Annotated in this window: 29 protein-coding genes; 17 read left to right on the top strand and 12 right to left on the bottom strand. The window is 67.0% G+C overall.

Going from position 1 to position 26,530, the window contains the following annotated elements:
* Positions 1 to 50: 50 nt before the first annotated feature.
* A complete protein-coding gene (locus U9J41_RS16400) occupies positions 51 to 2,102 on the bottom strand; it encodes an AsmA family protein (RefSeq protein ID WP_322403253.1) in 2,052 nt (683 codons plus the stop codon).
* Positions 2,103 to 2,296: 194 nt separating this feature from the next.
* Between U9J41_RS16400 and U9J41_RS16395 the strand changes: the two genes are divergently transcribed.
* The 6 genes from U9J41_RS16395 to U9J41_RS16370 all read left to right on the top strand — a co-directional run bounded on the left by U9J41_RS16395 (position 2,297) and on the right by U9J41_RS16370 (position 5,429).
* On the top strand, positions 2,297 to 2,689 hold the full coding sequence (locus tag U9J41_RS16395; RefSeq protein ID WP_056450732.1) for a DUF4398 domain-containing protein: 393 nt from the start codon (positions 2,297 to 2,299) through the stop codon (positions 2,687 to 2,689).
* A 77-nt stretch (positions 2,690 to 2,766) separates the two neighbouring features.
* Positions 2,767 to 3,690 carry an OmpA family protein gene (locus U9J41_RS16390; protein WP_322403252.1) on the top strand — a complete coding sequence of 308 codons (924 nt, stop codon included), beginning with the start codon at positions 2,767 to 2,769 and terminating at the stop codon, positions 3,688 to 3,690.
* A gap of 37 nt (positions 3,691 to 3,727) precedes the next feature.
* Entirely contained in the window at positions 3,728 to 4,264 is a 537-nt protein-coding gene (locus tag U9J41_RS16385) for a ferritin-like domain-containing protein (protein WP_056450739.1), read from the top strand.
* 110 nt (positions 4,265 to 4,374) lie between these two features.
* On the top strand, positions 4,375 to 4,641 hold the full coding sequence (locus U9J41_RS16380; protein ID WP_322403304.1) for an ElaB/YgaM/YqjD family protein: 267 nt from the start codon (positions 4,375 to 4,377) through the stop codon (positions 4,639 to 4,641).
* A gap of 18 nt (positions 4,642 to 4,659) precedes the next feature.
* Positions 4,660 to 5,046, top strand: coding sequence for a phage holin family protein (locus U9J41_RS16375; RefSeq protein ID WP_056450742.1), 387 nt, complete (start codon positions 4,660 to 4,662; stop codon positions 5,044 to 5,046).
* Positions 5,047 to 5,063: 17 nt separating this feature from the next.
* The gene (locus tag U9J41_RS16370) at positions 5,064 to 5,429 is read left to right on the top strand and encodes a hypothetical protein (protein WP_322403251.1); all 366 of its coding nucleotides are present in this window, start codon (positions 5,064 to 5,066) and stop codon (positions 5,427 to 5,429) included.
* A gap of 188 nt (positions 5,430 to 5,617) precedes the next feature.
* On the opposite strand, the gene U9J41_RS16365 is transcribed toward U9J41_RS16370, so the two are convergent.
* Complete coding sequence (locus U9J41_RS16365; protein ID WP_322403250.1) at positions 5,618 to 6,082, bottom strand: outer membrane lipoprotein; 465 nt, start codon at positions 6,080 to 6,082, stop codon at positions 5,618 to 5,620.
* 206 nt (positions 6,083 to 6,288) lie between these two features.
* Between U9J41_RS16365 and U9J41_RS16360 the strand changes: the two genes are divergently transcribed.
* The 3 genes from U9J41_RS16360 to U9J41_RS16350 all read left to right on the top strand — a co-directional run bounded on the left by U9J41_RS16360 (position 6,289) and on the right by U9J41_RS16350 (position 8,624).
* On the top strand, positions 6,289 to 6,837 hold the full coding sequence (locus tag U9J41_RS16360; RefSeq protein ID WP_322403249.1) for a hypothetical protein: 549 nt from the start codon (positions 6,289 to 6,291) through the stop codon (positions 6,835 to 6,837).
* A 64-nt stretch (positions 6,838 to 6,901) separates the two neighbouring features.
* Positions 6,902 to 7,216 carry a BON domain-containing protein gene (locus U9J41_RS16355; RefSeq protein ID WP_322403248.1) on the top strand — a complete coding sequence of 105 codons (315 nt, stop codon included), beginning with the start codon at positions 6,902 to 6,904 and terminating at the stop codon, positions 7,214 to 7,216.
* A 127-nt stretch (positions 7,217 to 7,343) separates the two neighbouring features.
* Positions 7,344 to 8,624, top strand: coding sequence for an AI-2E family transporter (locus U9J41_RS16350; protein ID WP_322403247.1), 1,281 nt, complete (start codon positions 7,344 to 7,346; stop codon positions 8,622 to 8,624).
* 58 nt (positions 8,625 to 8,682) lie between these two features.
* Here the strand turns inward: U9J41_RS16350 and U9J41_RS16345 are convergent, their stop codons facing one another.
* Together U9J41_RS16345 and U9J41_RS16340 are read right to left on the bottom strand one after the other, a co-directional pair.
* A complete protein-coding gene (locus tag U9J41_RS16345) occupies positions 8,683 to 9,615 on the bottom strand; it encodes a YihY/virulence factor BrkB family protein (protein ID WP_322403246.1) in 933 nt (310 codons plus the stop codon).
* 126 nt (positions 9,616 to 9,741) lie between these two features.
* Complete coding sequence (locus U9J41_RS16340; RefSeq protein ID WP_322403245.1) at positions 9,742 to 10,791, bottom strand: OmpA family protein; 1,050 nt, start codon at positions 10,789 to 10,791, stop codon at positions 9,742 to 9,744.
* Between the two features lie 578 nt (positions 10,792 to 11,369).
* Between U9J41_RS16340 and U9J41_RS16335 the strand changes: the two genes are divergently transcribed.
* From U9J41_RS16335 to phbB, 5 genes are all read left to right on the top strand, one after another.
* Entirely contained in the window at positions 11,370 to 11,984 is a 615-nt protein-coding gene (locus U9J41_RS16335) for a winged helix-turn-helix domain-containing protein (protein WP_056450762.1), read from the top strand.
* Positions 11,985 to 12,152: 168 nt separating this feature from the next.
* The gene (locus tag U9J41_RS16330) at positions 12,153 to 12,914 is read left to right on the top strand and encodes a glutathione peroxidase (protein WP_322403244.1); all 762 of its coding nucleotides are present in this window, start codon (positions 12,153 to 12,155) and stop codon (positions 12,912 to 12,914) included.
* A 21-nt stretch (positions 12,915 to 12,935) separates the two neighbouring features.
* A complete protein-coding gene (locus tag U9J41_RS16325) occupies positions 12,936 to 13,802 on the top strand; it encodes a M90 family metallopeptidase (protein ID WP_322403243.1) in 867 nt (288 codons plus the stop codon).
* A gap of 84 nt (positions 13,803 to 13,886) precedes the next feature.
* Positions 13,887 to 14,441 (top strand): hypothetical protein, encoded by a 555-nt coding sequence (locus tag U9J41_RS16320; protein WP_322403242.1) that lies wholly within the window; start codon positions 13,887 to 13,889, stop codon positions 14,439 to 14,441.
* Positions 14,442 to 14,632: 191 nt separating this feature from the next.
* The gene (gene phbB, locus U9J41_RS16315; protein ID WP_322403241.1) at positions 14,633 to 15,379 is read left to right on the top strand and encodes an acetoacetyl-CoA reductase; all 747 of its coding nucleotides are present in this window, start codon (positions 14,633 to 14,635) and stop codon (positions 15,377 to 15,379) included.
* Between the two features lie 450 nt (positions 15,380 to 15,829).
* Here the strand turns inward: phbB and U9J41_RS16310 are convergent, their stop codons facing one another.
* The 8 genes from U9J41_RS16310 to U9J41_RS16275 form a co-directional block, all read right to left on the bottom strand.
* Positions 15,830 to 16,186 (bottom strand): TraR/DksA family transcriptional regulator, encoded by a 357-nt coding sequence (locus U9J41_RS16310; RefSeq protein ID WP_322403240.1) that lies wholly within the window; start codon positions 16,184 to 16,186, stop codon positions 15,830 to 15,832.
* A gap of 154 nt (positions 16,187 to 16,340) precedes the next feature.
* Positions 16,341 to 16,868 (bottom strand): hypothetical protein, encoded by a 528-nt coding sequence (locus U9J41_RS16305; RefSeq protein WP_322403239.1) that lies wholly within the window; start codon positions 16,866 to 16,868, stop codon positions 16,341 to 16,343.
* 17 nt (positions 16,869 to 16,885) lie between these two features.
* Positions 16,886 to 17,737 (bottom strand): hypothetical protein, encoded by an 852-nt coding sequence (locus U9J41_RS16300; RefSeq protein ID WP_322403238.1) that lies wholly within the window; start codon positions 17,735 to 17,737, stop codon positions 16,886 to 16,888.
* An 84-nt stretch (positions 17,738 to 17,821) separates the two neighbouring features.
* Entirely contained in the window at positions 17,822 to 18,595 is a 774-nt protein-coding gene (hyi, locus tag U9J41_RS16295; RefSeq protein ID WP_322403237.1) for a hydroxypyruvate isomerase, read from the bottom strand.
* A 47-nt stretch (positions 18,596 to 18,642) separates the two neighbouring features.
* On the bottom strand, positions 18,643 to 19,908 hold the full coding sequence (locus tag U9J41_RS16290) for an MFS transporter (RefSeq protein WP_322403236.1): 1,266 nt from the start codon (positions 19,906 to 19,908) through the stop codon (positions 18,643 to 18,645).
* Between the two features lie 122 nt (positions 19,909 to 20,030).
* On the bottom strand, positions 20,031 to 20,492 hold the full coding sequence (locus U9J41_RS16285) for a MarR family winged helix-turn-helix transcriptional regulator (RefSeq protein ID WP_322403235.1): 462 nt from the start codon (positions 20,490 to 20,492) through the stop codon (positions 20,031 to 20,033).
* 181 nt (positions 20,493 to 20,673) lie between these two features.
* On the bottom strand, positions 20,674 to 22,122 hold the full coding sequence (locus tag U9J41_RS16280; RefSeq protein WP_322403234.1) for a DEAD/DEAH box helicase: 1,449 nt from the start codon (positions 22,120 to 22,122) through the stop codon (positions 20,674 to 20,676).
* A gap of 372 nt (positions 22,123 to 22,494) precedes the next feature.
* Positions 22,495 to 23,274 carry an inositol monophosphatase family protein gene (locus U9J41_RS16275; RefSeq protein ID WP_322403303.1) on the bottom strand — a complete coding sequence of 260 codons (780 nt, stop codon included), beginning with the start codon at positions 23,272 to 23,274 and terminating at the stop codon, positions 22,495 to 22,497.
* 167 nt (positions 23,275 to 23,441) lie between these two features.
* On the opposite strand from U9J41_RS16275, the gene U9J41_RS16270 reads away from it, so the two are divergent.
* The 3 genes from U9J41_RS16270 (at position 23,442) to U9J41_RS16260 (ending at position 26,527) form a co-directional block, all read left to right on the top strand.
* Positions 23,442 to 24,224, top strand: coding sequence for an RNA methyltransferase (locus U9J41_RS16270; RefSeq protein ID WP_322403233.1), 783 nt, complete (start codon positions 23,442 to 23,444; stop codon positions 24,222 to 24,224).
* A 150-nt stretch (positions 24,225 to 24,374) separates the two neighbouring features.
* A complete protein-coding gene (locus tag U9J41_RS16265) occupies positions 24,375 to 24,896 on the top strand; it encodes a twin-arginine translocation signal domain-containing protein (RefSeq protein ID WP_322403232.1) in 522 nt (173 codons plus the stop codon).
* Positions 24,893 to 26,527, top strand: a complete 1,635-nt coding sequence (locus U9J41_RS16260; protein ID WP_322403231.1) for a GMC family oxidoreductase — start codon at positions 24,893 to 24,895, stop codon at positions 26,525 to 26,527. The genes U9J41_RS16265 and U9J41_RS16260 overlap by 4 nt, the downstream gene beginning before the upstream one ends.
* The last annotated feature ends 3 nt before the right edge of the window (positions 26,528 to 26,530 follow it).

The following is a 26,530-nucleotide window of genomic DNA, read 5'->3' as shown; positions in this document are numbered from 1 at the left end:
TACATGTGCACCGCATAGCGCTCTGTACGACAAATAACACTGTGCCGACCTCAACGCTTTGCCGTTTTACCGGGCGGCGGCGCGACCGGCTTCGCGCCCGCCTTCGCCAGCAGGGCGTTGCACGGGCTGTCCTTGCCCGGCCCCGTGTTGATCAGCGGAAGCAGGGCCGCGGCCGGTGCCGCCACGATCGCGAGCGCGGCCGCCGCGCCGCCCTTGAGCGCCAGCACTTTCTTGTCGAGCGACAGGTCGGGATGCTTGAACGTGCCGCGCACGAAGAACGGCGTGCGCAAGGTGAACACGCGCAGCGCCTTCGTCTCCGGCTTGATGCGCAGGTCCAACTGCTCGGTCGACATATTGACCCAGCCATTGATGTCGACGATCGCGTCGTCCGTGTCGAGCACGAACGTGCGCGTGGTCGCCACGCCGTCCTTCACGCCCAGGTCGGCGGCGAGGCAGTTCAGCTTGACCTCCTTGTCGCCGAACAGTTTCGTGATGATGACGTTGCCGACGTTCAGTCCCGCTTCCTCGAGCAGCAGCTTGCTGACGACGCCCTGGCTGACGAGACCCTTCACTTCGCCGTTGGCGTCGGCCAGCATCGCGCCGACCGAGTCGCCCGTCGCCGTGAGCTTCGCTTCGCCATAGATCGAGCCGACCGTCGCCTGCATCTTTTCGATCTGCGGGAACAATTCCTTGATGTGGATGTCGCGCGCCTTGACGTCGGCCGTGGCCTTGATCGGGTTGCCTGCATCGCTGCCGTCGAGCTTGATGTTCGCGTTGACGTTTCCGCCGGCCATCGCGAAATCGAGGGGCTGCAGGGTCAGCACGCCGTCGTTCATCACGACGTGGCTCTGCAGCTTGCTGATCGGCAGGTCCTTGTCCTTGACGATGCGGTCGGCGGTGAAGCGGACGTCGGCGTCCAGGACCTTCCAGCGCTCCGTATGGAATTTCTCGACGGGCAGTGCCTTGCCTTCCGGCTGCACGTCGGCGACGCCGCGCGCGCGCTTGCTCGCGTTGGAGTCGGCGCCGATCAGCGGGCCGAGGTCGGCGAAGCGCAGCTGGTGCGATACGACGTTGCCGGTCAGCTTGTTGCGCGGCTTGCCGGTCGCGAATTCGAGCCGGCCGGCGATGTCCGACTGGCCCACCTTGCCCTTGAACTTGTCGTAGACCCAGCGGCTCTTGTCCTTGCCCAGCTCGCCCGTCAGGTGGCCCTCCGTCGAGAACGCGGGCGTCTCCGGCAGCAGCACGCCCGTGAACGGATACAGCCGCGCCATCGACGGCGCCGCCAGGGTCAGGCGCAGGTCGATGCCGGCGAGGTGGGCCGGGCGCGTGACCGTCCCTTCGATGGCGATGCGGGTGTTCGCCGAGTGCATGTCGGCCTTGACGGGGAACGGTTCGTCCTGGTTGCGCAGCGACAGCACGGCGCCCGCCTTGCCGCCGCCGCCGACGGGCGCGCCGTTGTACTCGCCGCGCAAGGTCCAGGCGATGCCGTAGGTCGGGTCGTTCGCGATCGTGTCGATGTCGGCCGTGACGTCGGCCTTGGTGACGGCGTCGATCACGTGCACGGTGCCCTTGTTCAGCACGACGCGCTCGAGGTCGAGCGTCCACTTCGATTTCTTTTCTTCGGGCTTGTAGACCCAGTTGTAGTGCGTGGCGTCGGTGCGCAGCAGCTCGGCCTGCGGGCCGTCGAAGCGCAGCACCGGCACGTGGATGGTGTGGGCCAGCAGACCGAACGGATCGAGCGAGAACGAGAACTGGCGCACGCTCGCCATGTCGCGCTGCGGCAGGCCGGCCGGGTTGCCCACGTGGACGTCGTCCGCATACAGGTGCGGCCACGGGATGTAATCGCGCCACGTGCGCTGGCCTTTCGGTATGCTGTCGGACGGACGCTCCCAATGGACGGCAAGGTTGCCGCGGATGGCGAACGGGCGCTCGATCGCGTCGCTGACCTTGTCGTCGAGCCAGGGTTTGATGCGGTTCCAGTCGAACGTGAGCAGGATGATGATGGCGATGACGGGGATCGCCACCAGCACGCCGACGATGCCGAGGGTGATCTTGACCGGACGCGACATGTGCGCGCCGGGCTTGGGCTGTTGGGCTGTCATGGCCTTCCTTTTATTTGTTCTGGTGGGATGGGTTGATCGCAGATTATCGCAAAGGCCGGCCCGTCAATGTGCGGTGCCGCACCGTAGCCCGGCCGCAGGAAAGCCAAGGGGGTGTCTATGTGCGCCAGCGAACCGATCTCGGCGGGCTGGAGGGTTATAACGTTACCAACACTATTCAAGAATGGAGTCGCAAGATGGATACGAAATCGATGAACCTGCTGATGCGGGTCGGCGCAGCCGCCGCGGTACTTTCGCTGGCCGCCTGTGCCAGTCCGGAAAAGACCCCGGCCACGGCTGCCGTCGCGGTTTCGCACAATGCGGTCGAGAACGCCGTGTCGGCCGGCGCGCCCGAGCTGGCGCCGGTCGAGATCAACGCGGCGCGCGACAAGATGATGCGCGCCAACCAGGCGCTCGCCGCCAAGGATTACAAGACGGCGCGCGAACTGGCGGTCCAGGCCCAGGCCGACGCCAAGCTGGCGCAGAGCAAGGCCAATTCGGCCAAGGCCACGGCCGCCGCCGATGCGCTCAACGAGGACCTGCGCGTGCTGCGCCAGGAAGTCGACCGCGCCAATTCCGACCAGCACTGATCAGGGCAGCACCGTAGCTTCATCCGACGACAAGAACCGCGCCGTGAAGGCGCGCCAGACCGCAGAAAGGAAGCATCATGACATTGAAATTCCTGAAGGCTATCGTACTGGCCGGCACCGTCGCGCTGGCCGGGTGCAGCACCGTACCGACCACGACGCCCACGCTGGATGAAGCGCGTGCCGACTTCGTTGCCGCCAACAACAACCCGCAGGTCGCGACGTACGCGTCGATGGAATTCAAGCAGGCCGGCGAAGCGCTCGACCGCGCCAACCAGGCCGCCGCCCAGCGCGAGAGCCTCGACACGATCGACCGCCTCGCGTACGTCGCCAAGCAGCGCATCGCCACGGCCCAGGAAGTGGCGAAGTCCAAGGCTGCGGAGGCCGAGGTCGCCAATGCGAGCCACCAGCGCGACCGCGTGCAGCTGGAAGCCCGCACCGCCGAGGCCGACCGTGCCAAGCGCGACGCCGCCTCCGCCCAGGCCCAGGCCGCCGCTGCCCAGGCCCAGGCCCAGGATGCCCAGCAGCAGGCCGCCGCGGCCCAGCAGCAGGCCGCCCAACAGGCCGACCGCGCGGCGCACCTGGAAACCCTGCTCGCCGAACTGCATGCGCAGAAGACGGACCGCGGCATGGTCGTCACGATCGGCGACGTGCTGTTCGCCACCGACCGCGCGGAACTGAACGCGAACGGCATGGCGAACGTACGCAAGCTGGCCGAGATCATGATGCAGAACCCCGACCGCACGGTCATGGTCGAAGGATTTACCGACAGCACCGGCAGCGCGGCCCACAACAAGGACCTGTCCGAGCGCCGCGCGGCGTCCGTGGCCCAGGCCCTGGCCAGCCTCGGCGTGCCGCGCGAACGCATCGGCATGCGCGGCTACGGCGAGGCCTTTCCGGTCGCGTCGAACGATACGGCATCCAACCGCCAGCTGAACCGCCGCGTGGAGATCGTGCTGTCGAACGAGGGCGCGACGATCCCGCCGCGGGCGGCGCAGCGCTGAAGCTTGAACCCACCACAGAAACGAGGATAGATTCATCATGGAACAGAACGCATCCAACCTGGCGCACGGCTTCGACATCGCGGAAATCCGCCGCGCGGCCGCCAATCTCGAAGACGGTGCCGTGACGGAAGGCTATGCGGCCGACCGCGAAGCCGTGATCGCGATGCTCAATGCCGCGCTCGCGACCGAGCTGCTGTGCGTGCTGCGCTACAAGCGCCATTACTTCACCGTCAGCGGCCCGAACACGGGCCACATCAAGGCCGAATTCCTCGAGCACGCGCAGCAGGAACAGGACCACGCCGACCGCATCGCCGAGCGCATCGTGCAGCTGAACGGCTCGCCGAATTTCAATCCGGCCACGCTGACCCAGCGCAGCCATGCGGAGTACGACGATTCGGACGACGTGCAGGCGATGATCCGCGCCGACCTGATCGCCGAGCGCGTGGCGATCGAGTCCTACCGCCAGATGATCCAGGCCATCGGCGACAGCGATCCGACCACGAAGATCATGCTGACCGAGATCCTGGCCGTCGAGGAAGAGCACGCCGACGACATGCGCGACCTGCTGGCCTGACTTTTTACCTACCCACCAATGACAAGGAGCACATCATGCTAGATACCATCAGCCGCGCCAACGGCAGCGCATCGTCCGTCAACGGCGCCGCGAAAGACACCTCGGGCGACATGAAAGCGCTCGTCAAGGATGCCCAGTCGCTGCTGAGCGCCGCCGCCTCCCTCACGGGCAACAAGGCCGACGAACTGCGCGAGCGCGGCATGGAACTGCTGGACGAAGCGCTGGGCAAGGCCAGCAAATACCAGGGTCAAGCCATGGTCAAGGGCAAGGAACTGGCGCAGTCGGCCGATGTCTATGTGAAGGACAACCCATGGCGCACCGTGGCCGTGGCGGCCGGTGTCGGCCTGCTGCTGGGTGTCATTCTGGGTCGCAAATAATAACGGTCGGGGGCAGCCATGGATAACAACGAAACCGTCGTGCATAGCCCCGGCCTCATGGGTGGGATCACGGGCCTGGCCAGGAACCTGTTCGGCCTCGTGGTGTCGCGCGTGGAACTCGCCGCGCTCGAGCTGTCGGAAGTGCGCAATCACGTGATCGAACTCGTGGCCATCTTCGCGCTGGCTGCCCTGGCCACGTGGTTCGCGCTGGCCTACGGCACCGCCATGATCGTGGCCCTGGCCTGGGACGAAATGGGGTGGAAGATCCTGCTCGTCATGTTCGCCGTGTTCGCCGTGATCACCCTGATCCTCGTGATGAAGGGACTCTCGTTGCTTAAGCAGGGCAAGCTGGCGTTCCCCGAGACCATGAAGGAATTGCGCAACGACCGCGACATGCTGATGTAAGCAGAAAGGATCACGACATGGACAAGACGATAGGCCATCACACGCAGGGTTCCCACGAAGAGCGCAAGCGGGCCCTGTTGCGCGACGGCGAGTTCTTCCGCGCGGGCGTCGCCCACGCGCGCGCGCAGATCAAGCACGGCGCCCGTCCCGAGGTGATGCTGCACTCGGTCATCGACCACGCGACCTGGGCGCTGCGGACCCGGGCCGACGCGTTGCTCAAGCCGACCGGCACGAGCATCTCCGTCATGGCGCCGTACGCCCTGACGGTGCTGGGCTTCATCCGCAAACGCAAGCTCGGCAAGCCGGCGCTGGGCGCCGCCGTCATCCTGGGCGCGCTCGGTTGGTACTTGCAGCGCAAACGCGCGCAGCAAGTGGCATACTAGGGACAACGCGTCGACATCGACCCCGGGTCGTTGCCGATCATGAATATGGTGGGGCTTGAGCGGCGTCGCAATCATTGATTGGACGCCGTCTTTTTATGTGCCGCGGTCGTTGGAACACTGCGGATCGCGCGGGCGCGAAAAAGCCGGCTCGCGCCGGCTGGACAGGATCACTGCGGTTCCGAGACGACTCAGTAACGATAGACGCGCCCGTCGACGATACGCACACGGTTGCCCACACGCAGGTCGTACACATTGTCCTGGACCACGGTGCGGTATTCGCCATTGTCGAGGCGGACATTGACTGAGTACATCTGCTGGCCTTCCGGATTGCGATTCGCCTCCACGCGGTTGCCGATCGCCGCGCCCGCCACGCCACCGGCCACGGTGGCCGCGGTACGGCCGCCGCCGCTGCCGACCTGGTTGCCTGCCAGCGCACCGACGAGGCCGCCCACGATCGCGCCGGCGCCGCTCGTGCGGGCTTCGCCGGTGCTCACCTGGATCGATTCGATCGTGCCGTAGCCCGTCGAGGCCGTGTTGTCGTAGCCGCTGCGGTAGCCGTCATTGGCGTACGAGGGCTGGGTCGACTGGCTGGCGCAGCCACCGAGGAGCGCACTGGCCGCGACGAGGGCGGCAAGGGTACGAGTAGCTTTCATGACTTGTTCTCCTGGCAAAAAATGTAGGATCAGATTACGCAGTCATGTGTAACGGGTCTGTGCGATGACGCACCCACTTCCCGGCCGTGAACCGCGGCGTTTTCACCATCTCCTTTCCTGTGTTCGTCAGCGAACAGAAATCATCCTTACAGCAGAGTAAAACGTCACCAGGACTTCAAAAAAGAGTGGCAAAAAGGAGAAGAACAATGCGCGCACCACACACGATCCTGTTGTTGGCGGCCGCCCTACTGTGGGCAGCTGGACATGTCCATGCGGCGACGCCGGAAGCGAAGCTGGCCTTCCAGCAGGCGCGCGACGCGGCGGCGGCCGAGTACAAGACCGCGCGTGCCCGTTGCGATGCCATCACGGGCAATCCGAAGGACGTGTGCGTGCTCGAGGCGAAAGCCGTGCGCGTGCATGCCGAGGAAGAAGCGCGGGCCAAATACGAAGACACGTTGAAGGCCTACACGCGGGCGCGCATGCGCATCGCCGCCGCGAACTACGACGCCGACAAGGCGCGCTGCGCCGGCCTCACGGGCAACCCGAAGGATGTCTGCCAGGAACAGGCCAAGGCCCGCCTCGTCGCGGCCCAGGCCGATGCCAAGGCCGACCAGAAGACGATCGAAGCGCGCAACCAGGCGCGCGACGACAAGGTGGCCGCCGCGTATCGCGTCGCCATGGAGAAATGCGACGCCTTCGCGGGCGCCGCCAAGGACCAATGCGTCTCGGCCGCGAAGGCCGAGTTCGGTAAATAAGCGGGCCATCCGCACCTCGCTCGTCAAGAGCACAACCAGTACCACCACTAACAAGGAGTTCATCATGAACGTCAGCAAACGCATCGCTACCGCACTGTTCACCGCCACCGTCGCATTCACCGTCGTCGGCTGCTCGTCGACCCCGGTCCACGAAAGCACCGGCGAGTACGTCGACGACGCCGCCATCACGGCGAAGGTCAAGGCCGCGATCTTCAACGAGCCGACCCTGAAGTCCACCGAGATCAACGTCGAGACCTACAAGGGTGACGTGCAGCTGTCGGGCTTCGTGGCCCAGCCGCAGGATGCGCAGAAAGCCGCCGACGTGGCGCGTGGCGTGAAGGGTGTGTCGTCGGTCAAGAACGACATCCGCGTAAAATAAAGCCATCGGGACGGCCGGTTGATGGCCGGCCCGACGGTAGTTCGATCGCCGCACCGTGCGGCATCCGCCAGGGCAGGAAGCTGTCCGGCGGGTGCCCGGGATCGGCTGTTTTTTTCAGGCAGGTATCATGCAGCTCGCCCAATCCGGCCCCGCACCATCCGAGGCATCCGACACCATCGTTCCGGTTGCCATGCCGGCCGCCGACCTCGAACAGGCGGCGCGCGAAGCCGGCCTCGTGAACGGTGCCGGCGCGCCGACCGGCGACGAGCTCGGTGCCGTCCACGGCGAACTGCGCCTGCCCGTCCACGTGAATGCGCGCGGTCTCACGCTCGGCGTGATCGCGACCGTCGCCTTCGTCTTCGGCCTGCAGTGGGCCAAGAATTTCCTCGTGCCGCTCCTGCTCGGCATCTTCATCGCCTACACCCTCAGCCCCGTCGTGCGCTGGCTGGAACGCTGGCACATCAGGCGAGCCATCGGCGCCACCGCCGTCACCGCCCTGATCCTCGTCGGCATGGGCCTGACCGCGCAACGGGTGCAGGGCGAATTCCTGAACATCGTCGACGAACTGCCGACGCTGACGCACAAGGTCACGCGCATCCTCACGGACGGGTCGGACGGGCCGTCGACCATCCAGCAGGTGCAGGCCGCCGCGGCGGAGCTCGAGCAGGCCGCCGCGAATGCGGGCGGCGGTGCGAAACGGGCCGCGCCGCCGCGCCGCGCATCGGTAGCGGCCGCCACGCCGACGCCGGGCGCCAGCAATTTCCGCATCATGGACTGGCTGCTGGCGGGGTCCGTCGGGCTGGCCAGCTTCATCTCGCAGGCCACGATGGTCGTGTTCCTCGTGTTCTTTTTGCTGCTGGCGGGCGACACGTTCAAGCGCAAGCTGGTCAAGCTGACGGGTCCGTCGCTGACGCAGAAAAAAGTCACGGTGCACATCCTCGAAGACATCAACACGTCCATCCAGAACTATATGTTCATGCTGCTCGTCACGAACGTCCTGCTGGCGCTGCTGATGTGGGCGGCGCTGCGCGCCATCGGCCTGGAAAACGCGGGCGCGTGGGCGATCTTCGCCGGCGTGGCGCACATCATGCCGTACTTCGGGCCGCTGTTGATCACGTCGGTCACGGGCCTGGTCGCCTTTCTGCAATTCGAATCGCTGCGCATGGTGATCCTCGTGGCCGGTGCGTCGCTGGCGCTCGCGACGCTCGTCGGCATGGTCGTCACGACCTGGATGACGGGCAAGATCGCGAAGATGAACCCGGCCGCCGTCTTCGTCAGCCTGCTGTTCTGGGGCTGGCTGTGGGGCATGTGGGGATTGCTGCTCGGTGTGCCGGTCGTCGTCGTGATCAAGGTCGTGGCGGAGCGCGTCGAGGGGATGGAAGTCATCGCCGAACTGCTCGGCGAATAGGTGTGTGCGCGGCACGGTCGCCGCGCACGCGCACGCGTCCTGCCGCGCCGCGCCGGGTTCAGCGTGCCGGCGACGGGTGCGACCCGGGCGCGGCGTCCGGCTTGCGCGCACCGGGCACGTCCTTGTCGCGCAGGCTGCCCATCTGCAAGGCGTACTGGCGGGCGAATTCCGCGCCCAGGAAAAAGATCTGTGCCGAGTAATACACCCACAGCAGCAGCGCGATCAGGGACCCGGCCGCGCCGAAGCTGCTCGCCGTCCCGCTGTTGCCGATGTACAGGCCGATCGCGAATTTACCCAGCGTGAACATGATGGCGGTGCCGAGGGCGCCGATGGTCACGTCGTGCCAGGACAGTTTCACGCGCGGCAGCAGCTTGTAGATCGCGCCGAACATCACGGCGATGACGAGAAAGCTGAACGCCCACGCCACCCAGCCGAGCACGATCGTCGCCGAATGCCACATGCCGCCCAGGTATTTTTCGAGCAGGGTCAGCGCGGCCGACACGACGAGCGTGAACATCAGCAGCAGGCCCAGCGTGAGGATCAGGCCGAACGACAGCAGGCGGGTACGCACGGTATCCCACCAGGTTGCGTCCTGCGGCTGCGGGACGTCCCAGATTTCGTCGAGACTGTCCTTGAGTTCGGCGAATGCGCTCGTCGCGCCGACGAGCAGCAGGCCGGTGGCGATGATCGTCGCCAGCTTGCCGCTTTCCTTGTTGCGGGCGCCGGCGAGGATCGCCTGGATGGTTTCCGCGCCCTGCTTGCCGACGAGGCCGCGCAGTTCGTCCAGCAACTGGCCCTGGGCGGCGTCGGTGCCGTAGAAAAAGCCGGCGATCGCGATGACCAGCACGAGGATCGGCGCCAGCGAGAACAAGGTGTAGAAGGCGAGGGCGGCGCCCTTGCTCGACGCCCGGTGGCCCAGCCACTCGGTCACGGCGCAGCGCATCACGTGGACGACCTGGCGGGAGAAGGGGATCCAGTTTTGTACTGCCATCGGGTTACCTCCAAAAAGACGAACGCGCCCGAAAGGCGCGTTCAAGGGCCTACGCCCGGTACCGCTCAGGCGCGGCCGGCGGACTGCTGCCGGCCGCGAGCAGGGCGGCTGCCCTGCATGGTCGCATTACTGCACGCGGCGCTCGACGGTGATCGGCTCCACTTCCACGCGGCGGTTCGGTGCCAAGCACTCGATCAGGTCCTTGCGCTTCTTCTGGTGGCAGTCGGTCACGACCGGGTTCTGCTCGCCCTTGCCGTAGGCTTTCAGGCGGCTGCCGTCGATGCCCTTGCCGATCAGGTACTCGCGCACGGCGTTGGCACGGCGCTCCGACAGCTTCTGGTTGTACTTGGTCGAACCCAGACGGTCGGTGTAGCCCGTGATGTCCACGTCGGTGATCGACGGATCGGCCTGCAGCGCGGCGGCGATGTCGTCCAGCTTGGGCTGCGGCATGTTCAGGGTCGCCTTGTCGAAACCGAACAGTTCGCTGGCCGACAGGGTCACCTTCTCGAAACGGGCCGGCGGCGGTGGCGGCGGAGCGGCCGGTGCCGGCGGCGGGGTCTCGACGACGGGAGCCGGTGCAGGTGCCGGTGCCGGGGCAGGTGCCGGACGCGGCGGCGGGTTGAAGGCGTAGTTCAGGCTGACGGTCGCGTACTTGGTGTTGGCGCGCGAGAAGCCGAACTTGTCGTCGTCGCGCAGGTGGGCGCGCACGTCGCGCAGGTCGGCCTGCAGGGACCACTGGTCGTTCATGCTGACCTGGAAGCCGAAGCCGGCCTGGTAGTAGGGAGACCAGCCGGACGCGTTACGGATCGGATTGCTCTCGTGGTCGCGCTCGCCGCCCACGCCGACCAGCAGGTACGGACGGAAGGTCTTACGCGACAGCATCAGCAGGGCATCGACGCCGACGAGGGTCTGGCGGTAGTTGTAACCGTTGTCGTCCACGCGCGCCTGGGTGGCGCCGAACTGGATATCCCACAGCGGATGCACGGCCTTACCGAACTTCAAGCCGCCGCCCCAGTCCTTCTTCGAGGTGAGGAAATCATGGTCGGGCTTGATGCCGACCACCGTCGGGGCGATATACCACGACGGATTGATGACCTCGGTGGTGTCCTGGGCCAGGGCCGTTCCGGCTGAGCACAGGATGGCGGCGGCCAGAGCGATCTTCTTCGTATTATTCACAGGTAACTCCCATAAGTTGTAAAGGTACTTGACATCGCATGCCTTGCAGAGATGTTGATGCCAAGCTTACAAGTCGGCTATTTTTCGGGTCAGTGCGCTAGCGCACCTAACGGCCGGTTGCTGTGGTGATTTTACAACGTAGTCATTTATGCCATGATTGCGTGTTGTTTCAAAATGTTACGAACTGCGAAGTAAAATCCGCCTTTTACGCGCAACGTCGCCCTTCCTGCGATGTAGCTTCGTTTCATTACAGCTTCGTCATCTCCAGTCCCGGGAATGCATGCGCTCGCTCATGCGACGGCTGATCAATACCGCTTCGATTTCCGGCGGCGCTGCATGCTTCCCGTTGAGCCCCGCCAATTTGTTGCTCGTCAATTCACGTATGAATTTCTCTTGCCTCGAAGGATAAATAACTTTCAGAAATTTTTAGAAATGTTGGATGGCGCACAGACCAGGGGTGATGAGGCGGGCAATCTTGTATCCAGTTAAGCGGAACCGGCGTGTTGACAAGTGGTCATACAGACACGGCGGTCCGGGCCATACCAGAACACAGTCCTTTCTTCACGGAGTAGACCAATATGCATGCAGCGACTCACCACAATGCGGTACAAGGCGATCTCAACGCGGTGCACACTTCCAGCAACTCTGCACTGATCGAACGCGTCCCACCGCAGCCGACCGAGCGCGCACCGATTTCGCTCGCGCCGATCGAGCGGGTGCGGTCGACGTCGGCCACCCAGCGCCGGATCGAGAACATGCAGAAGCTGATTGGCGAGCTGCAAACCCATGAGATGCTGGCCGACGAAATCGCCTGGTTCCTCAAATTCTCGCCCTCGGGCGCCCGCAAATACATCCGCGACCTGCGCGAAGCCGGCGTCATCGAACTGGCCCGCTACATCGAAGGCACCGCCACCTACCTGGGCAAGGCCGTGTACCGTATTTCGCCGGACCCCGATCGCGTCAAGGCCTTCCTGGGCGCCATCTGCCAGCCCAAGCGCGAAGGCGTCGCTCCGCGCAAGGAGCGTCCGGGCCTGCGCGAGCAGAGCATGGCCGGCACCGGGCGCCACTTCCACATCCTCGCCGACGACACCCATTACGCGATCCGCGTCAACCGCAGCCCGGTGACCCGCGATCCGCTCGTCGCCGCCCTGTTCGGCCCGCCGCCGAGCCAGGTCGGCAAAGAGCGCGCCTGAGCGCCCGCAATCCGACCCGCGGCCGCAGGAAGCAGCCGCGGCCGACGCGCCACCCCGCCGACAGGCCGGGTGGCGCTGTTTTTTTCCAGATTCCCAATTGAAAAGGCGACAAGCGCGCTCATATGCCGGATGCGGCACCCTGACCGCTTACCCCATCAAGGAGAATCCATGCTGCCGAGTGCCGAAGCCCTGGAAGGAAAACCGGTTCCCCGCGTCACGTTCAAGGCGCGCCCGAACGACCAGTGGCGCGACGTGACGACCGATGACCTGTTCAAAGGCAAGACCGTCGTCGTGTTCGCCTTACCGGGCGCGTTCACGCCGACCTGTTCCTCCGCGCACCTGCCGCGCTACAACGAACTGGCACCTGCCTTTCGCGAGAACGGCGTCGACGACATCGTCTGCATGGCCGTCAACGATGCCTTCGTCCTGCAATCCTGGCAGGCCGGCCAGGAAGCGGGCAATATCACGATGATCCCCGATGGTAACGGCGATTTCACGGAAGGCATGGGCCTGCTCGTCGACAAGCGCGATCTCGGCTTCGGCAAGCGCTCGTGGCGCTACTCGATGCTCGTCAAGGACGGCGTCATCGCGAAGATGTTCATCGAGCCGGACAAGGAGGGCGATCCGTTCGAAGTGTCGGATGCCGACACCATGCTGCGCTACATCAATCCGGACGCGACCCCGCGCGAACCGGTCGTGATGTTTTCCAAGCCGGGCTGCCCGTTTTGTGCGCGCGCCAAGGCCGTGCTCAAGGCGAACGGCATCGTCTTCACGGACATCCCGCAAGATGCGAAGATCACGACCAGCGTGCTGCGTGCCGTCTCCGGCGGCACCACGTGGCCGCAGGTCTTTGTCGGCGGCAAGCTGATCGGCGGTGCCGAGGCGGTCACCGCGCATTTCGCGCGGCAGGCGCCGGCCGGGGCCAATTAACACCGGTATCGGGAGATTGCGATGGAAGCCGCTGTCGTCTGCGCCGCGCTTGCGCTCGCCGTGCTGCTGGCCTGGCTCGTCCCGCGCTGGCGCCTGCGCCGGGTGCTCGGGCGGCCGCTGACCGCCTTTCAGCTCGGCGTCATCGAACGCAACGTCGCGCAATACCGGGGCATGTCCACCGAACTGCGCGCGCAGCTGCAAGGCCTCGTCAAGCAATTCCTGCACCACAAGACGTTCGTCGGCTGCGCCGGCCTCGAGGTGACGGAAGAGATGCGCGTGACCATCGCCGCGCAGGCCTGCCTGCTGCTGCTCAATCGCCCGAGCCGCGTGTATCCCGGCCTCCATGCCGTGCTCGTCTATCCCGGTGCCTTCCTCGTGCCGCGTCGCGAGCAGGACGCCGCCGGTGTCGTCACGGAAACGCGCCAGGACCTGCTGGGCGAATCGTGGGGCGACGGCCGCGTCGTGCTGTCCTGGGAGCACGTGCGCCGCGCGGGCCTGGCATCCGAGGGCACGCACAACGTCGTGCTGCACGAATTCGCACACCAGCTCGACAGCGAATCGGGCAGCAACAACGGCGCGCCCTTCCTCGGCAGTCCGGAACGTTATCGCATCTGGTCGGAAACGCTGTCGCGCGACTTCGCCATGCTGCGGCGCGATGCGTACTGGGGCCAGCGCGACGTGCTCGATCCGTACGGCGCCACGAACCCGGCCGAGTTCTTTGCGGTGGCCACGGAAAGTTTCTTCGAGCAACCGCACGAGCTGGCCGCGCGCCATCCCGACCTGTACGCGGAGTTCGAGGCGTATTATCGCGTGGATCCGCGCGCCTGGTTTGCCGCGCCGGCGCCGGAACCCGAGCATTACGGCGAAGTCTATGGACAATGGCGCTAAGCCGCGCGCAAGCGTGCGCTCGCGTACAGAGAGCCAGCCCGGCGGGATGCATGATGCACTTACTATCGACGCAGGAGGTCATCCATGTCCACGATCATTGCAGGGCACTTCCAGCTGCAGGATGACGTCGAGCGGGCGCGCCGCGCCCTGGTCGACGCCGGTTTTTCGAGCGAACGCATCAGTGGGTTCTACCTGAGCCAGCCGGGCCAGCACGACCTGACGCCGATCGGCGGCGACAACATCCACTCGCCGGGCGCGAAGGAGTCGCCGATGGGCGTGGCCGAGGGCGCCGGCGCAGGTGCGGCGATCGGCATCGTCGCGGGCGCCTTGACGACCCCCGTCACCGGACCGCTGGGGCCCGTGGTTGGCGGCCTCGTCGGCGCCCACGTCGGTTCGCTGTTCAGCTTTTCCAAGATGAAAGAATCGGGCGAGAGCGAAAAGGGCGGCCGCGCGCCGGTGGAAAACCGTCCGGCCGGCATGCTCGTGGCCGTCGCGTTCGACGATGGGGGCCTCGAACAGCGCGCCGTCGACCTGCTGCGCGACCTCGGCGCCCATCATATCGAACGGGCCAGGGGCAATATCGTCGATGGCGACTGGGCCGACTTCGACCCGGCCACCGTGCCCGACATCATCCACTGAGTAACTGCCGCCGCGTGCTGCGGCGGCGTTCTGTCCGATTACTCAGGTACATCGTTTTCCTTCCCCCATGTCCGGCCGACCCAGCTTTATCCGTTTGCGCTTCGTCAAGGACGGCTTTGTCCGGCGCCCTAGACTCGGTGCTTCGTGCTGCGCACCCGGCGCGGCAGGTTTGATGACAGGACGATGAAACCATGCACGATAACAAAGTAGCCTTGGTGACTGGAGGAATGGGTGGACTCGGCACGGCAATCTGCCGGCGCCTGCAGGCGGAGGGGTTCCGCGTGGCGGCAACCTATTCGCCCGGCAATGCCACGCCTGACGCGTGGCTGGCCGCCCAGAGGGACGAAGGGTACCGATTCACGGCGTATCGCGTCGACGTGACCGACTACGGCGACTGCGAATGGATGATGCAGAAACTGCTGGCCGAGATGGGCCGGGTGGACGTATTGGTGAACAATGCCGGCATCACGCGCGACAAAAGCCTGCGCAAGATGACGGTCGAGGATTGGCAGGCCGTCCTGCGTGCCGACCTCGACAGCGTGTTCAACATGAGCAAGCAGGCGGTCGAACCGATGATGGCGCAGCGCTGGGGGCGCATCATCAATATCTCGTCCGTCAACGGCCAGCAGGGCGCCTTTGGCCAGGTCAATTACTCGGCCGCAAAGGCCGGCATGCACGGCTTCACGAAGGCGCTCGCGCTGGAAATGGCGCACCACGGCGTGACCGTGAACACGGTATCGCCCGGCTACCTGCGCACCAAGATGGTCGACGCGGTGCCCAGCGAAGTGATGAACGGCAAGATCCTGCCGCAGATCCCCGTGGGCCGCCTGGGCGTGCCGGACGAGATCGCCGGCCTCGTCGCCTACCTGGCCTCGGAAGACGCCGGCTTCATGACGGGCGCCAACCTGGCCATCAACGGCGGCCAGCACATGTATTAAGCGGCACACGGTGTGCGGCACACGGTGTGCGGCGCACGATGTGCTGCACACGGTCTGCGGCGCACGCCGCGCGCCGAATGTTGTGCGACGGCGCTGCCGCGCCTGGTCGGTCCGGCTGGTTCGGGGGAGCCGGCGCCGGCCACCGCGGGGCGCCAGGCAGTGGGGGCGGGACGGCCTGTCTGACGGGCCTCCCGCTCTTTTTCACGGAGCGGTCGACCGTACTGCGCGCGCAAGGGGGTGTCTGACCGTCTGCGGGTCGGGGCGAAATTTCGTCCGCGGCCTGGAACGTCGTTCGGCGCAGGCGGATAGCGCCGCTGGCGCTGGGTCCCCGGGGTTGCGTGCGACGCGACGCAGCGACCTCGGGCCCCTGCCTGCGCAGGGGCGACGTTCTCACTGCCGGCGCAACAAGTCAGTCAGTCAGGCAGGCCTGGCCAGGTCAGTCGGATAGGCCTAGCGTCGTTCGGCCCGCGTCTGGCAATCGATGCACAGCCGCGCCTCCGGCCGTGCCAGCAGGCGCGACGCGCCGATCGGCTGGCCGCATTCCTCGCACAATCCATACGTGCCGTCCTCGAAACGGGCCAGGGCCTGGCGCAGCTGGCGCATCTCGGCCGAATGGTGGTCGGCGGCTTCGCGCGACAGGTCGTTCAGCAGGCGTACGGTGGCACGGTCCAGTGGCGACGTCTCGACCTCGTCCACGGGCAGCTCGCTGGCGTCCTGTTGCGGTTGCTCGACGCTGGACAGCGCCTCGACGCGGCGTTCGAGCATGGTCTTGAGCAGCGCCAGCTGCTCGGGCGTAAGGGGTTCCATGGTCACGCCATGTCCACGGGGAAGGCGTGACGGAACGCGCCGGACTCGACGTGTGGATTGACGTTCATGGAGATCCCCTTCGTTCGTGTCGTTGGATGCCGCGCGGCGGCAACCCAGTGTAGCGCGGAACGCCGGGGATGCCTACCGCCACACCTCAGGCAGGAGCGGCGGGCGCTGCGGGCGCGTTGTCGACGGCAATGACGTCGAGCTGGCCCTTGAGACCCTCGACGGCGGCGAGGATGGGCACGACCTGGCCCGTGCTGGCCGCCGCCGCCAGCCCCAGCAGGCGGGCCACGAGCGTGATGCCGTCGCCGATGCGCGTGATGCGGCGGATCTTGTCGGCGGCGTCCACGGTCAGCTGGATCAGGTGTTGCTGCGGCTGGCCCAGCGCCGACACGATGCAGGCCGCCGCCTCCGCATACAGCCGGTTGGCGCGCTGGCGCAGCTCCATCTCCGCGTTCAGCAGGGCGCGCGCGGCCGCCTGCTCCGATTCCGGCACGTCCTCGCCGTGGTGGCGGCGGATGTCGCGCATCACCCGGTCGTGGATGCTGTCCGCGCACGCCGAAAGCTCGTCGGCCAGTTCTTCCACCTGGCGTGCCGTCGACAATGCCTCGGCCGGGCCGGGCGGCGCGGTCGGCGCGGGCTGGGCTCCGCCCGGCCGGGAATTCGTGTCGTTTGCCATGATCTCTCCTCGTGCGCTCAATCGGACAGGGCGTCGCGCAGGCGCGTGAGGTCGCGCGCGTACGCGGCCAGCATCGTGCGTATCTCGTCGCCATGCAGGTTATTGATGTTTACGCGCAGTTTCTGGTGGCCGAGGGCCACTTTGGTCAAACCCTGCAACGCCAGGTCATAGCGTTTGTCGACCAGTTTATATTCCGTCGACTTGTTCAGGTAATGGACCTTGGCCAGGGTCACGAGCATGCGGTCGGATGTCTTGCTGGAAAAGGGGATTTCGACGTCGAAGATGCCGAGCACGGTCTTCTTTTCGTTGTCGTTGGTCTTGGCGTACAGCCGGGTCAGCGTGATCATCGCTTCCAGCAGGATCTGCACGTCGGCGTCGCCGTCGCGCACCATCGTTTCGACGCTGCGGTTCTGGTAGCCGGACGCGATCACCCGCGTCAGCAGCCGTGCCAGCCCCGTGTAGGCGGCAATCTGCCGCTGCTGCAGGCCCGATTCCGCATTCGCCTTGAGGCCGCTGCCGAGGTCGTCGATGCGGTCGGACAGGTCGTAGCGGGTGTCGCCCGCCAGCACGCTGAGCGTCTGCATGTACAGCACGACGGTCTTCTGGATGCTGACGAAGTCGTCGTAGACGGCGCGCCGGCGCGCATCGTTTTCCTTGGCGATGCGGTCGGCGCCCGGCGACAGATACGGTTGCTCGCGCTCGTAGGTGTCGCGGTAGCGGCGCGACAGCTCGCCATAGCCGCCCACGCGGGCCGAGGCGTCGGCGAATTGCCGCACCTCGGCCAGGCTCACCTGGCCGGTACTGGCGCAACCGCCCAGCAGCAGGCTGGCGGCAAGGACAAAAAAGGAAAGGCAGCGGCGCAGGTCCATGGGTCCTTTCTGGGCGGCAAAATGCCGGCCGGAAAAGCCCCCATTCTTTCAAACCTGGGCGCTTCGTTATTGCCAATGATCAATTCAAACGGACGGACGCCAGCCGAGGCCGGCCACGGTGTCGCCTTGCGGGATGTATTCGCAGCCGACCCAGCCGTCGTAACCCAGTTCGTCCAGGGTGCGGAACAGGAACGGGAAATTGATCTCGCCGGTGCCCGGTTCGTGCCGGCCCGGCACGTCGGCCAGCTGGATGTGGCGGATCAGCGGCAGGCGTTCGCGCAGCGTATTGGCGAGGTCGCCCTCCATGCGCTGCATGTGATAGATGTCGTATTGCAGGAACAGATTGGGTACGGCCGCCTCTGCGATGATGGCGGCGGCCTGGGCGCTGCGGGTCAGGAAATAGCCGGGGATGTCGCGGTCGTTGATCGGCTCGATCAGCAGGGCGATGCCGTGCGGGGCCAGCGCGGCGGCGGCGAAGCGGAGGTTGTCGACGAAGGTGGCATGCGCGCGTTCCGGCGCCACGTTCGGCGGCAGCTTGCCGGCCAGGCAGTGCAGGCGTTTCACGCCCAGGTCGAGCGCGTATTCCAGCGCCAGTTCGACGGTGTCCTGGAACTCGCCGGCGCGGCGCGGATCGCAGGCCAGGCCCCGTTCGCCGGCCGCCCAGTCGCCGGCTGGAAAATTATGCAGCGCCAGTTCCAGCCGGTGGCGCGCCAGGCGGCCGGCGATCTGCTCGGCGTCGAAGGCGTACGGGAACAGGAACTCGACGCCGTCGAAGCCGGCCGCGCGCGCGGCGCCAAAACGTTCCAGGAAGCCGAGGTCGTTGAACATCAGGCTCAGGTTGGCGGCGAAGCGGGGCATGCGGGTTCCTTTGCGGTGGGATAACCGCCTATGTTACAGCGACCATGCTAAACCGTCGTGGCGGGCGCGTCGCGCAGCGCACGCATCGGCGTGAACAGCCAGGCCAGCAGCGCGGCGCCCGCGAGGCACGCGCCGGCGCCGCCGAACAGTGTCGGCAGCGCGACGCGGCTGGCGATCCACCCGGACAGCGCGGCGGCCAACGGCGCCAGGCCCATGAAGACGAACATGAACAGGCTCATCGTGCGGCCCAGCAGTTCGCGCGGTACGCGCTGCTGGATCCACGTGAACACCGCGACCTGCACGAACCCGCCCAGCACGCCGATGAGGACGTTGATCAGCATGCCCTGCCAGCTGGCGGTAATCAGGCCCAGCGGCACGAGCAGCAGGCCGACGATGCCGTCGACCAGCAACAAGGTCATGCCGAGATTGCCGGCGCGCCGGCGTCCGGCGATGCCGCTCGCGGCCATGCCCAGCAGAGCGCCGGCGCCATGCGCACCCAGCAGCAGGCCGAGCGCGGACGCGCCGTGCAGGCGGCTGCTGGCCAGCAGGGGCAGCGCGACCTGCATCACGCCGCCGATCACGCAGGCGCACAGGCCCCAGTAGATGAAGCAGGTGCGCAGCAGGGTGTCGCGCCACACGGCCGCGAGGCCGGCCGCCACGGCGCGCAGTACCGGTTGCGGCGCCGGCGGCGTGAACGGCCGCGGTGCGACCTGCGCCAGGGTCCAGGCCGACACGGCGAAACTGAGGCAGTCGACGCCGAACGCCAGCGCGAGGCCGTGCATGTGGCGGGGGCCGCCGCTGCCGTCGCCGGCGAGTGCGAACAGCAGGCCCGCCAGCAGCGGCCCGGCCAGCAGCGCCGCCTGGCGCAGCCCCATCATCATGCCGTTCGCGGCTTGCAGGTATTGCGGCGCAACGGCATGCGGCAGCATCGACGTACCGGCCGGGATGCCGAACGCCGAGGCGAGCGACAGGCCCAGCGCCAGCGCGAGCACGACGGGCAGGTGCGCGTGGCCGCCGTAGACGAGGATGGCCAGCGCGGCCAGCAGCGCGGTGTTGACGTGCTTGGTGAGCATCAGGACCCGCTTGGGCGCGTAACGGTCGACGAGCGCGCCGCCGAACAGGATCAATACGGCGCGCGGGAGGCCCATCAGCGCGACGGACATGCCGAGCGCGACGGGATCGCCGGTCAGCTCGAGCACGAGCCAGGGCAGGGCGATCAGGGTGAACTGGTCGCCCACGATGGAGACGGCGCCGCCGCTCATCAGCCACACGAAGTTGCGGTCGCGCAGCAGCGGCCGGGATGGGTTGTTCATGCGAGCTCCTTGTCGTCGCAGGGGCGTGCGCGGGCCTGGCCTGCACGCCATCGTGGTTGAGATTGTGGTTGCGGTTGGGGGTGCGAGCAGCGGCGCCGGTTCAGGCGCGGCGGATCAGGACATCAGCGGCCGATGCCGGCGATCTGCGCGAGCAGGTCCGACGTGGCCTGCAACTGGTCGCGCGCCGGGCCGCCGAGCATGGCACGGCTGATGTTGTCGACGACGGTCGTCGCGTTCGTCACCAGTTCGCCGCCCGTCGGCGTGATCAGCGCGTAGCCGACGCGGGCGTCGCGCGGGTCGCTCTGGCGCGTGACGAGGCCGATCTTTTCCAGCGGCAGCAGGGAGCGCGTGACGCCGGAAGCCGTGAGGCCCAGCTTGTCGGCCAGGTCGACGCGGCGTAGGCGGCCGCCCGGCGCGCGCTGCAGGTGCAGCAGCAGCTGGTAGTCGGCGAAGCTGATGCCGTGGTGGCCGCCCAGGGCGCTGTCGAGGCGGCGCACGAGCGTCGCCCAGGCGCGCGAGAGGCGCAGGCAGAATTCGGTGGTGAGGTTGTCGGGGGTGTCGGTCGTAGTATCGGTCGAGGTCATTGGGGGCTCCGGGTGCTGGACTATTACTTGATTCGTTAAGTATAGATTGGATTTTAACAGTTCGCAAGTACTTGAGTTCGCAAATATCTCGGCCAGCCACAAAAAAACCGGGAACAGAGTCCCGGCCTTCGACGTGCGGGTGGACGCCGGCGTACCGGCGCCCGTGCGCATCAGCGGTGCATCAGCGGTCGCCGCCGGAGCGGGGCGCCGCCGGACGCGGGCCGCGGCCACGGCCGCCGCCATTGCCGCCGCCACCACCGCCGCTGCGGTTGCCCGGCTGGCCGGCGCGCGCGCCGTTGTTGCCGCCACCATTGCCGCCGTTGCGTTGGCCCGTGGCCGGTGCCGCCTGCGTGCGCGGCTTGGCGCCGCCGGCGGCGCCTGCGCCGTTGCCGGCACCGCGGTTGCCGCCCGGGCGGCCGCGGCCCGGATGGCCCGGCGCGCCGCTGCGCAGCTGGATCGGCTGCGGCTTCGCGCTCGGGTCCGGCTCGAAGCCCGCGATCACCTGGCGCGGCAGGGTCTGCTTGATCAGCTTTTCGATGTCCTTGAGCATCTGGTGCTCGTCCACGCAGACGAGCGACACGGCCTCGCCCGTGGCGCCGGCGCGGCCCGTGCGGCCGATGCGGTGCACGTAGTCTTCCGGCACGTTCGGCAGGTCGTAGTTGACCACGTGCGGCAGCTGGTCGATGTCGATGCCGCGCGCCGCGATGTCGGTGGCGACGAGCGCCGTCAGGCTGCCGTCCTTGAACTCGGCCAGCGCCTTGGTGCGCGCCGACTGGCTCTTGTTGCCGTGGATCGCCATCGCGCCGATGCCGTCCTTGCCGAGCTGCTCGACGAGCTTGTTCGCGCCGTGCTTGGTGCGGGTGAACACGAGCACCTGTTTCCAGCCGTGCGTCTTGATCAGGTGCGCCAGCATCGGGTGCTTCTTGTCGCGGTCGACCGGGTGGATCTTCTGGGCGATGACTTCGACGGTCGAGTTGCGCGGCGCCACTTCGATCATGGCCGGGTTGTCCAGCAGGCGGTCGGCCAGGCCCTTGATCTCGTCCGAGAACGTGGCCGAGAACAGCAGGTTCTGGCGCTTCGGCGGCAGCACGGCCAGCACTTTGCGGATGTCGTGGATGAAGCCCATGTCCAGCATGCGGTCGGCTTCGTCCAGGATCAGGATTTCGATCTTGTCGAGCTTGATCGTGCCCTGGCCCACGTGGTCGAGCAGGCGGCCCGGCGTGGCGACGAGGATGTCGACGCCATTCGCCAGCATCTTGATCTGCGGGTGGATGCCGACGCCGCCGAAGATCACGGCCGAGTTCAGGTTCGTGTGCTTGGCGTAGGTGCGGACGTTTTCCTCGACCTGGGCCGCGAGTTCGCGGGTCGGGGCGAGCACGAGGGCGCGGATCGGGCGCTTGGACGATTTATTCGAAAGCTGCGTGCCGGCCTTGTCGGTCGACAGGCGGTGCAGCACGGGCAGCGTGAAGCCGGCCGTCTTGCCGGTGCCGGTCTGGGCGCCGGCCAGCAGGTCGCCACCACCCAGCACGGCGGGAATCGCCTTGGCCTGGATCGGGGTCGGGGCGGTATAGCCAGCTTCAGTGACGGCGCGCACGATGGCGTCGGACAGACCGAGAGAATTGAATGACATAGTTATCTGGTAGGGATCGGCCCGTCGTTGCCACGCCTTTTTGCAGCGGAAACGCCAGTCCAGCCGATCGGATTACACAACAGGGCGGCCGGTACTGGTGCCGGCACGCCAAGACGTGAACGCAGACGCAACGTCAACGATCACGCGACATTATAGTTAAAAAATGTTTCGCTATGGAAATTTTAGCGCGGCCTGTGCCGATTTGGGACAGGGCCGGTGGAAGCGGGAGCGCGACACCTCGTGGGTGCCGGAGGCATGGTTGCAGGCGCCTGCGATGCCTGCCTGCTGCGGGAAACCCGCGCGGCCAGCAAGGCCCGCGGCATTCCCCGGACTTACACGAGACGTATTTTACGCGAAACGGCGGGTGGCCGCTCAGGCGAACGGTTTCAGCAGCGCGACCATGCCCGCGAAGACCTTCGGGCCGGCGGCGATGACGTCGCCCTTGTTCAGGTATTCGGATTCGCCGCTGAATTCGCCGACGATGCCGCCCGCCTCGGTCACGAGCAGCGAGCCGGCGGCGATGTCCCAGATCTTGAGGTGCTTTTCGAAGTAGCCGTCGACGCGGCCGGCGGCCACGTTGGCCAGTTCCAGCGCGGCCGAGCCGCTCGAGCGCAGGCCGTGGCAGCGCGGCGCCACCACTTCGTACATGCGCAGGTATTCGGCGAGGTCGCGCGGCTCGGCGCCGTGGCCGGAGCCGATCAGCGCCTTGTTGATGCGGTCCGGATTGCGCACGCGGATGCGCTTGTCGTTCAGGTAGGCGCCGGCGCCCTTGGTGGCGGTGAACAGGTCGTTGCGGACCGGGTCGTAGATGACGGCCTGCGTGATCACGCCGCGCTGTCGCAGCGCGATGGAGATGCAGTAGTTGGGGTAGCCGTGCAGGAAGTTGGTGGTGCCGTCGATCGGATCGATGATCCAGACGTATTCGCTCTCGTCGTTCAGGTTCGCGGTGGCGCCCGATTCCTCGCCGAGGATGGCGTGGTCGGGATAGGCTTTCAGCAGCGTTTCGACGATCGCCTGTTCCGAAGCCTGGTCGACGTCGGTGACGAAGTTGTTGTGGCTCTTTTCGCTGACGGTGATGCGGTCGAGGTCGAAGGATGCGCGGTTGATGACGGTCGCGGCGCGGCGGGCGGCCTTGATGGCCGTATTGAGCATGGGGTGCATAAGCTATCCGTAAAAAATGCTGACGCCCACCGCGCGCGGGCGCTGTGAACGATCTGAACGAGAAATAATTAAAGAGCAAAGCGGTGCCGAAGCCGTTAAAATCGCGAACCTCTTGCCCGCATTTCAACGCTCGTCACCGCGCGATGGCGTTATTTTAAATGAACCCGACCGAAACTGTCTCTTCTCTTTTCAAACGTCTGCGCTTCGTGCTGGTGGAGACGAGTCGCGCCGGCAACGTCGGCTCGGTGGCGCGCGCCATGAAAACGATGGGCTTTTCCGACCTCGTGCTCGTGTCGCCGCGCTGCGCCGACCCGCTGCACGACCCGGAAAGCGTGGCTTTCGCCAGCGGCGCGATCGACGTGCTGGAAGGCGCGCGCATCGTGGACAGCATCGCCGCCGCCCTCGACGGCTGCAATTTCGCGGCCGCCGTGTCGGCCCGGCTGCGCGAGTTCTCGCCGCCCGTGTGGAGTCCGCGCGAATTTTCCGCGCACGCGGCCGGCATGGCGGACCTGCGCCCGGCCCTGATCCTCGGCAACGAGCGCTTCGGCCTGCCGAACCAGATCGTCGAACAGTGCAATGTGCTGATCAACATCCCGGCCAATCCGGACTATTCATCGCTGAACCTGTCGCAGGCCGCGCAGGTGCTGGCCTATGAATGCCGCCTCGCCGCCCAGGGCGAAAACCGCACGCAGGAAGGCGTCGGCTTCCAGGGCGAGGCCGCGAGCGTGGCGCAGGTCGAGGGCATGTACGCGCACCTCGAAGACGCGCTGGTGGCGATCGGCTTCCTCAACGCCACCAACCCGAAGAAGCTGATGCCGCGCCTGAAACGCCTGTTCGCGCGCGCCCAGCTGGAGACCGAAGAAGTCAACATCCTGCGCGGCATCGCCCGCCAGATGATGAAAGCCGCGCCGGCCAACGACGCCGACGCCGGCCACGATTAACGAGAGTCGACAATTCGGGGTCAGAGCCCGGTTTTGGGCAATTGTGCGGCGGCTTTGGTCGGCGAGCCTTAGACGCCGCGCTCTAGTTTCATCCCGTCGCGGGGCGGGTCGTTTCGCTTACACTTTTACAAATACTGATAAAGGGTAGGCATGGAGACAACCCGTAGAACCTTCCTGAAAGCCGGCGTGCTGGCGGCCGCATTGCTGGCCGCGGGCGGCGGCTGGTATCGCGTCACGCATCCGGCGCCGCCGCGCGGGTTCGTGCTCGACGGCGAGGCGCGCGCCGCGCTCGACGCGATCGTCCCCGCGATCCTGGCCGGCGCCTTGCCGGATGCGCCAGCCGACAAGGCCCGCGCCATCGCCGCGACGACCGAACGCGTGCACCAGACCATCCTCGGCCTGCCCCTCGCCGCCCAGCAGGAAGTGCAGGATTTGTTCGGCCTGCTCGCGCTGGCGCCGGCGCGGCGTCTGCTGACGGGCATCCCGCACGGCTGGGCCGCGGCGCGGGACGTCGAGGTCGCCGCGTTCCTGCAGGACTGGCGCGTGCATCGCCTCGCCCTGCTGCGCACGGCGTACGCGGCCCTGCACGACCTCGTGCTCGGCGGCTGGTACAGCGATCCCGCGCACTGGGATGCCATCGGCTATCCAGGGCCGCTGAAGGCGCTGGCATGAGCGCCGAATCCATGATTCCGGATCCGATCCACGCCGGCCTCGCGCGCGGCTGGAAGGTGATCGACGGCGCGCGCGAAGAGCGCGACCGCGACCTGTCCGCCGACGTGGTCATCGTCGGCAGCGGTGCCGGCGGCGGCGTGACGGCGGAGATCCTCGCGCTGTCGGGCCTGTCCGTCATCGTCGTGGAAGAGGGCGCGCTCAAGTCGTCGCGCGATTTCAGGATGCGCGAGGCCGACGCCTACCCGACCCTGTACCAGGAATCGGCCGCGCGCAAGACGCGCGACAAGGGCATCAACATCCTGCAGGGCCGCACCGTGGGCGGCTCGACGACGGTGAACTGGACGTCGAGCTTCCGCACGCCGCCGCCGACGCTCGCGTTCTGGCAGCGGCAGTTCGGCCTCGCGACGTACGACGAGGCCGCGCTGGCGCCGTGGTTCGCGCTGATGGAGGCGCGGCTGCACGTGGCCGACTGGCCCGGCGCGCCGAACGAGAACAACGAGCTGCTGCGGCGCGGCGCCGCGCAACTCGGCATTGCGACGGGCCTCATCCGCCGCAACGTCAACGGCTGCTGGAACCTGGGCTACTGCGGCATGGGCTGTCCGACGAATGCGAAGCAGTCGATGCTCGTGACGACGATCCCGTCCGCGCTGGACCATGGCGCCACGCTCGTCACCCGCGCCCGCGCCCAGCGGCTCGTCGTCAAGGGCGACAAGGTCGACGGCCTCGAATGCACGCTGCTGGACGCGGCCGGCCTGCACGCGACGGGACGGACGTTGCGCGTGCGTGCCCGCCATTACGTGCTGGCCGGCGGCGCGATCAACACGCCGGCGCTGCTGCTGCGCTCGAACGCGCCGGACCCCGATGGACAGCTGGGCAAGCGCACCTTCCTGCATCCGACGCTGGTGTCGGCCGCGCTGTTCCCGCAGCGCGTGGATGGCTATGCAGGCGCGCCGCAGACCGTCTATTCGGACCACTTCATGCACACGCAGGCGATCGACGGCCCGCTCGGCTTCAAGCTGGAGGCGCCGCCGCTGCATCCGGTGCTGCTGGCCACGACGATGCAGGGCTTCGGTCGCGAGCACGCCGAGATGATGCGCCAGTTCCCGCACCTGCAGGGCATGCTGGCGCTGCTGCGCGACGGCTTCCATCCCGAGTCGCAGGGCGGCAGTGTCGGCCTGCACGGGGACGGCGCCGCCGTGCTCGATTACCCGCTGAACGATCCGATCTGGGACGGCGCCCGGCGCGCGCTGCTGACGATGGCCGAGATCCAGTTCGCGGTCGGCGCCAGCGGCGTGCAGGTGGCGCACGAACGGGCGCCGCGCTACGCCAGCTGGAACGAGGCGAAGGCGGGCATCGCCGCGCTGCCGTTCGAACGGCACCTGACGCGCGTCGTGTCGGCCCACGTGATGGGCGGCTGCGCGATGGCCGGCCCGGACCACCCCGGCGTGACGGAGCCGGACGGCCGCTACCGGGGCCTCGCGAACGTCTCCGTGCACGACGGCTCGCTGTTCCCGACGTCGATCGGCGCCAATCCGCAGCTGTCGATCTACGGCATCACGGCGCGCCTGGCCAGCGATCTCGCGCAGGCGCTGACGGGACGGCCGGCCGCGCGCCCGCAGGCGCAGGCGTGACGC

It is taken from the genome of Massilia luteola (assembly GCF_034420155.1).
GTDB classification, from domain to species: Bacteria; Pseudomonadota; Gammaproteobacteria; order Burkholderiales; family Burkholderiaceae_D; genus Telluria; species Telluria luteola.
Note: the sequence above shows the minus strand (reverse complement) of the source record. Positions and strands in the feature narration are given on the sequence as shown.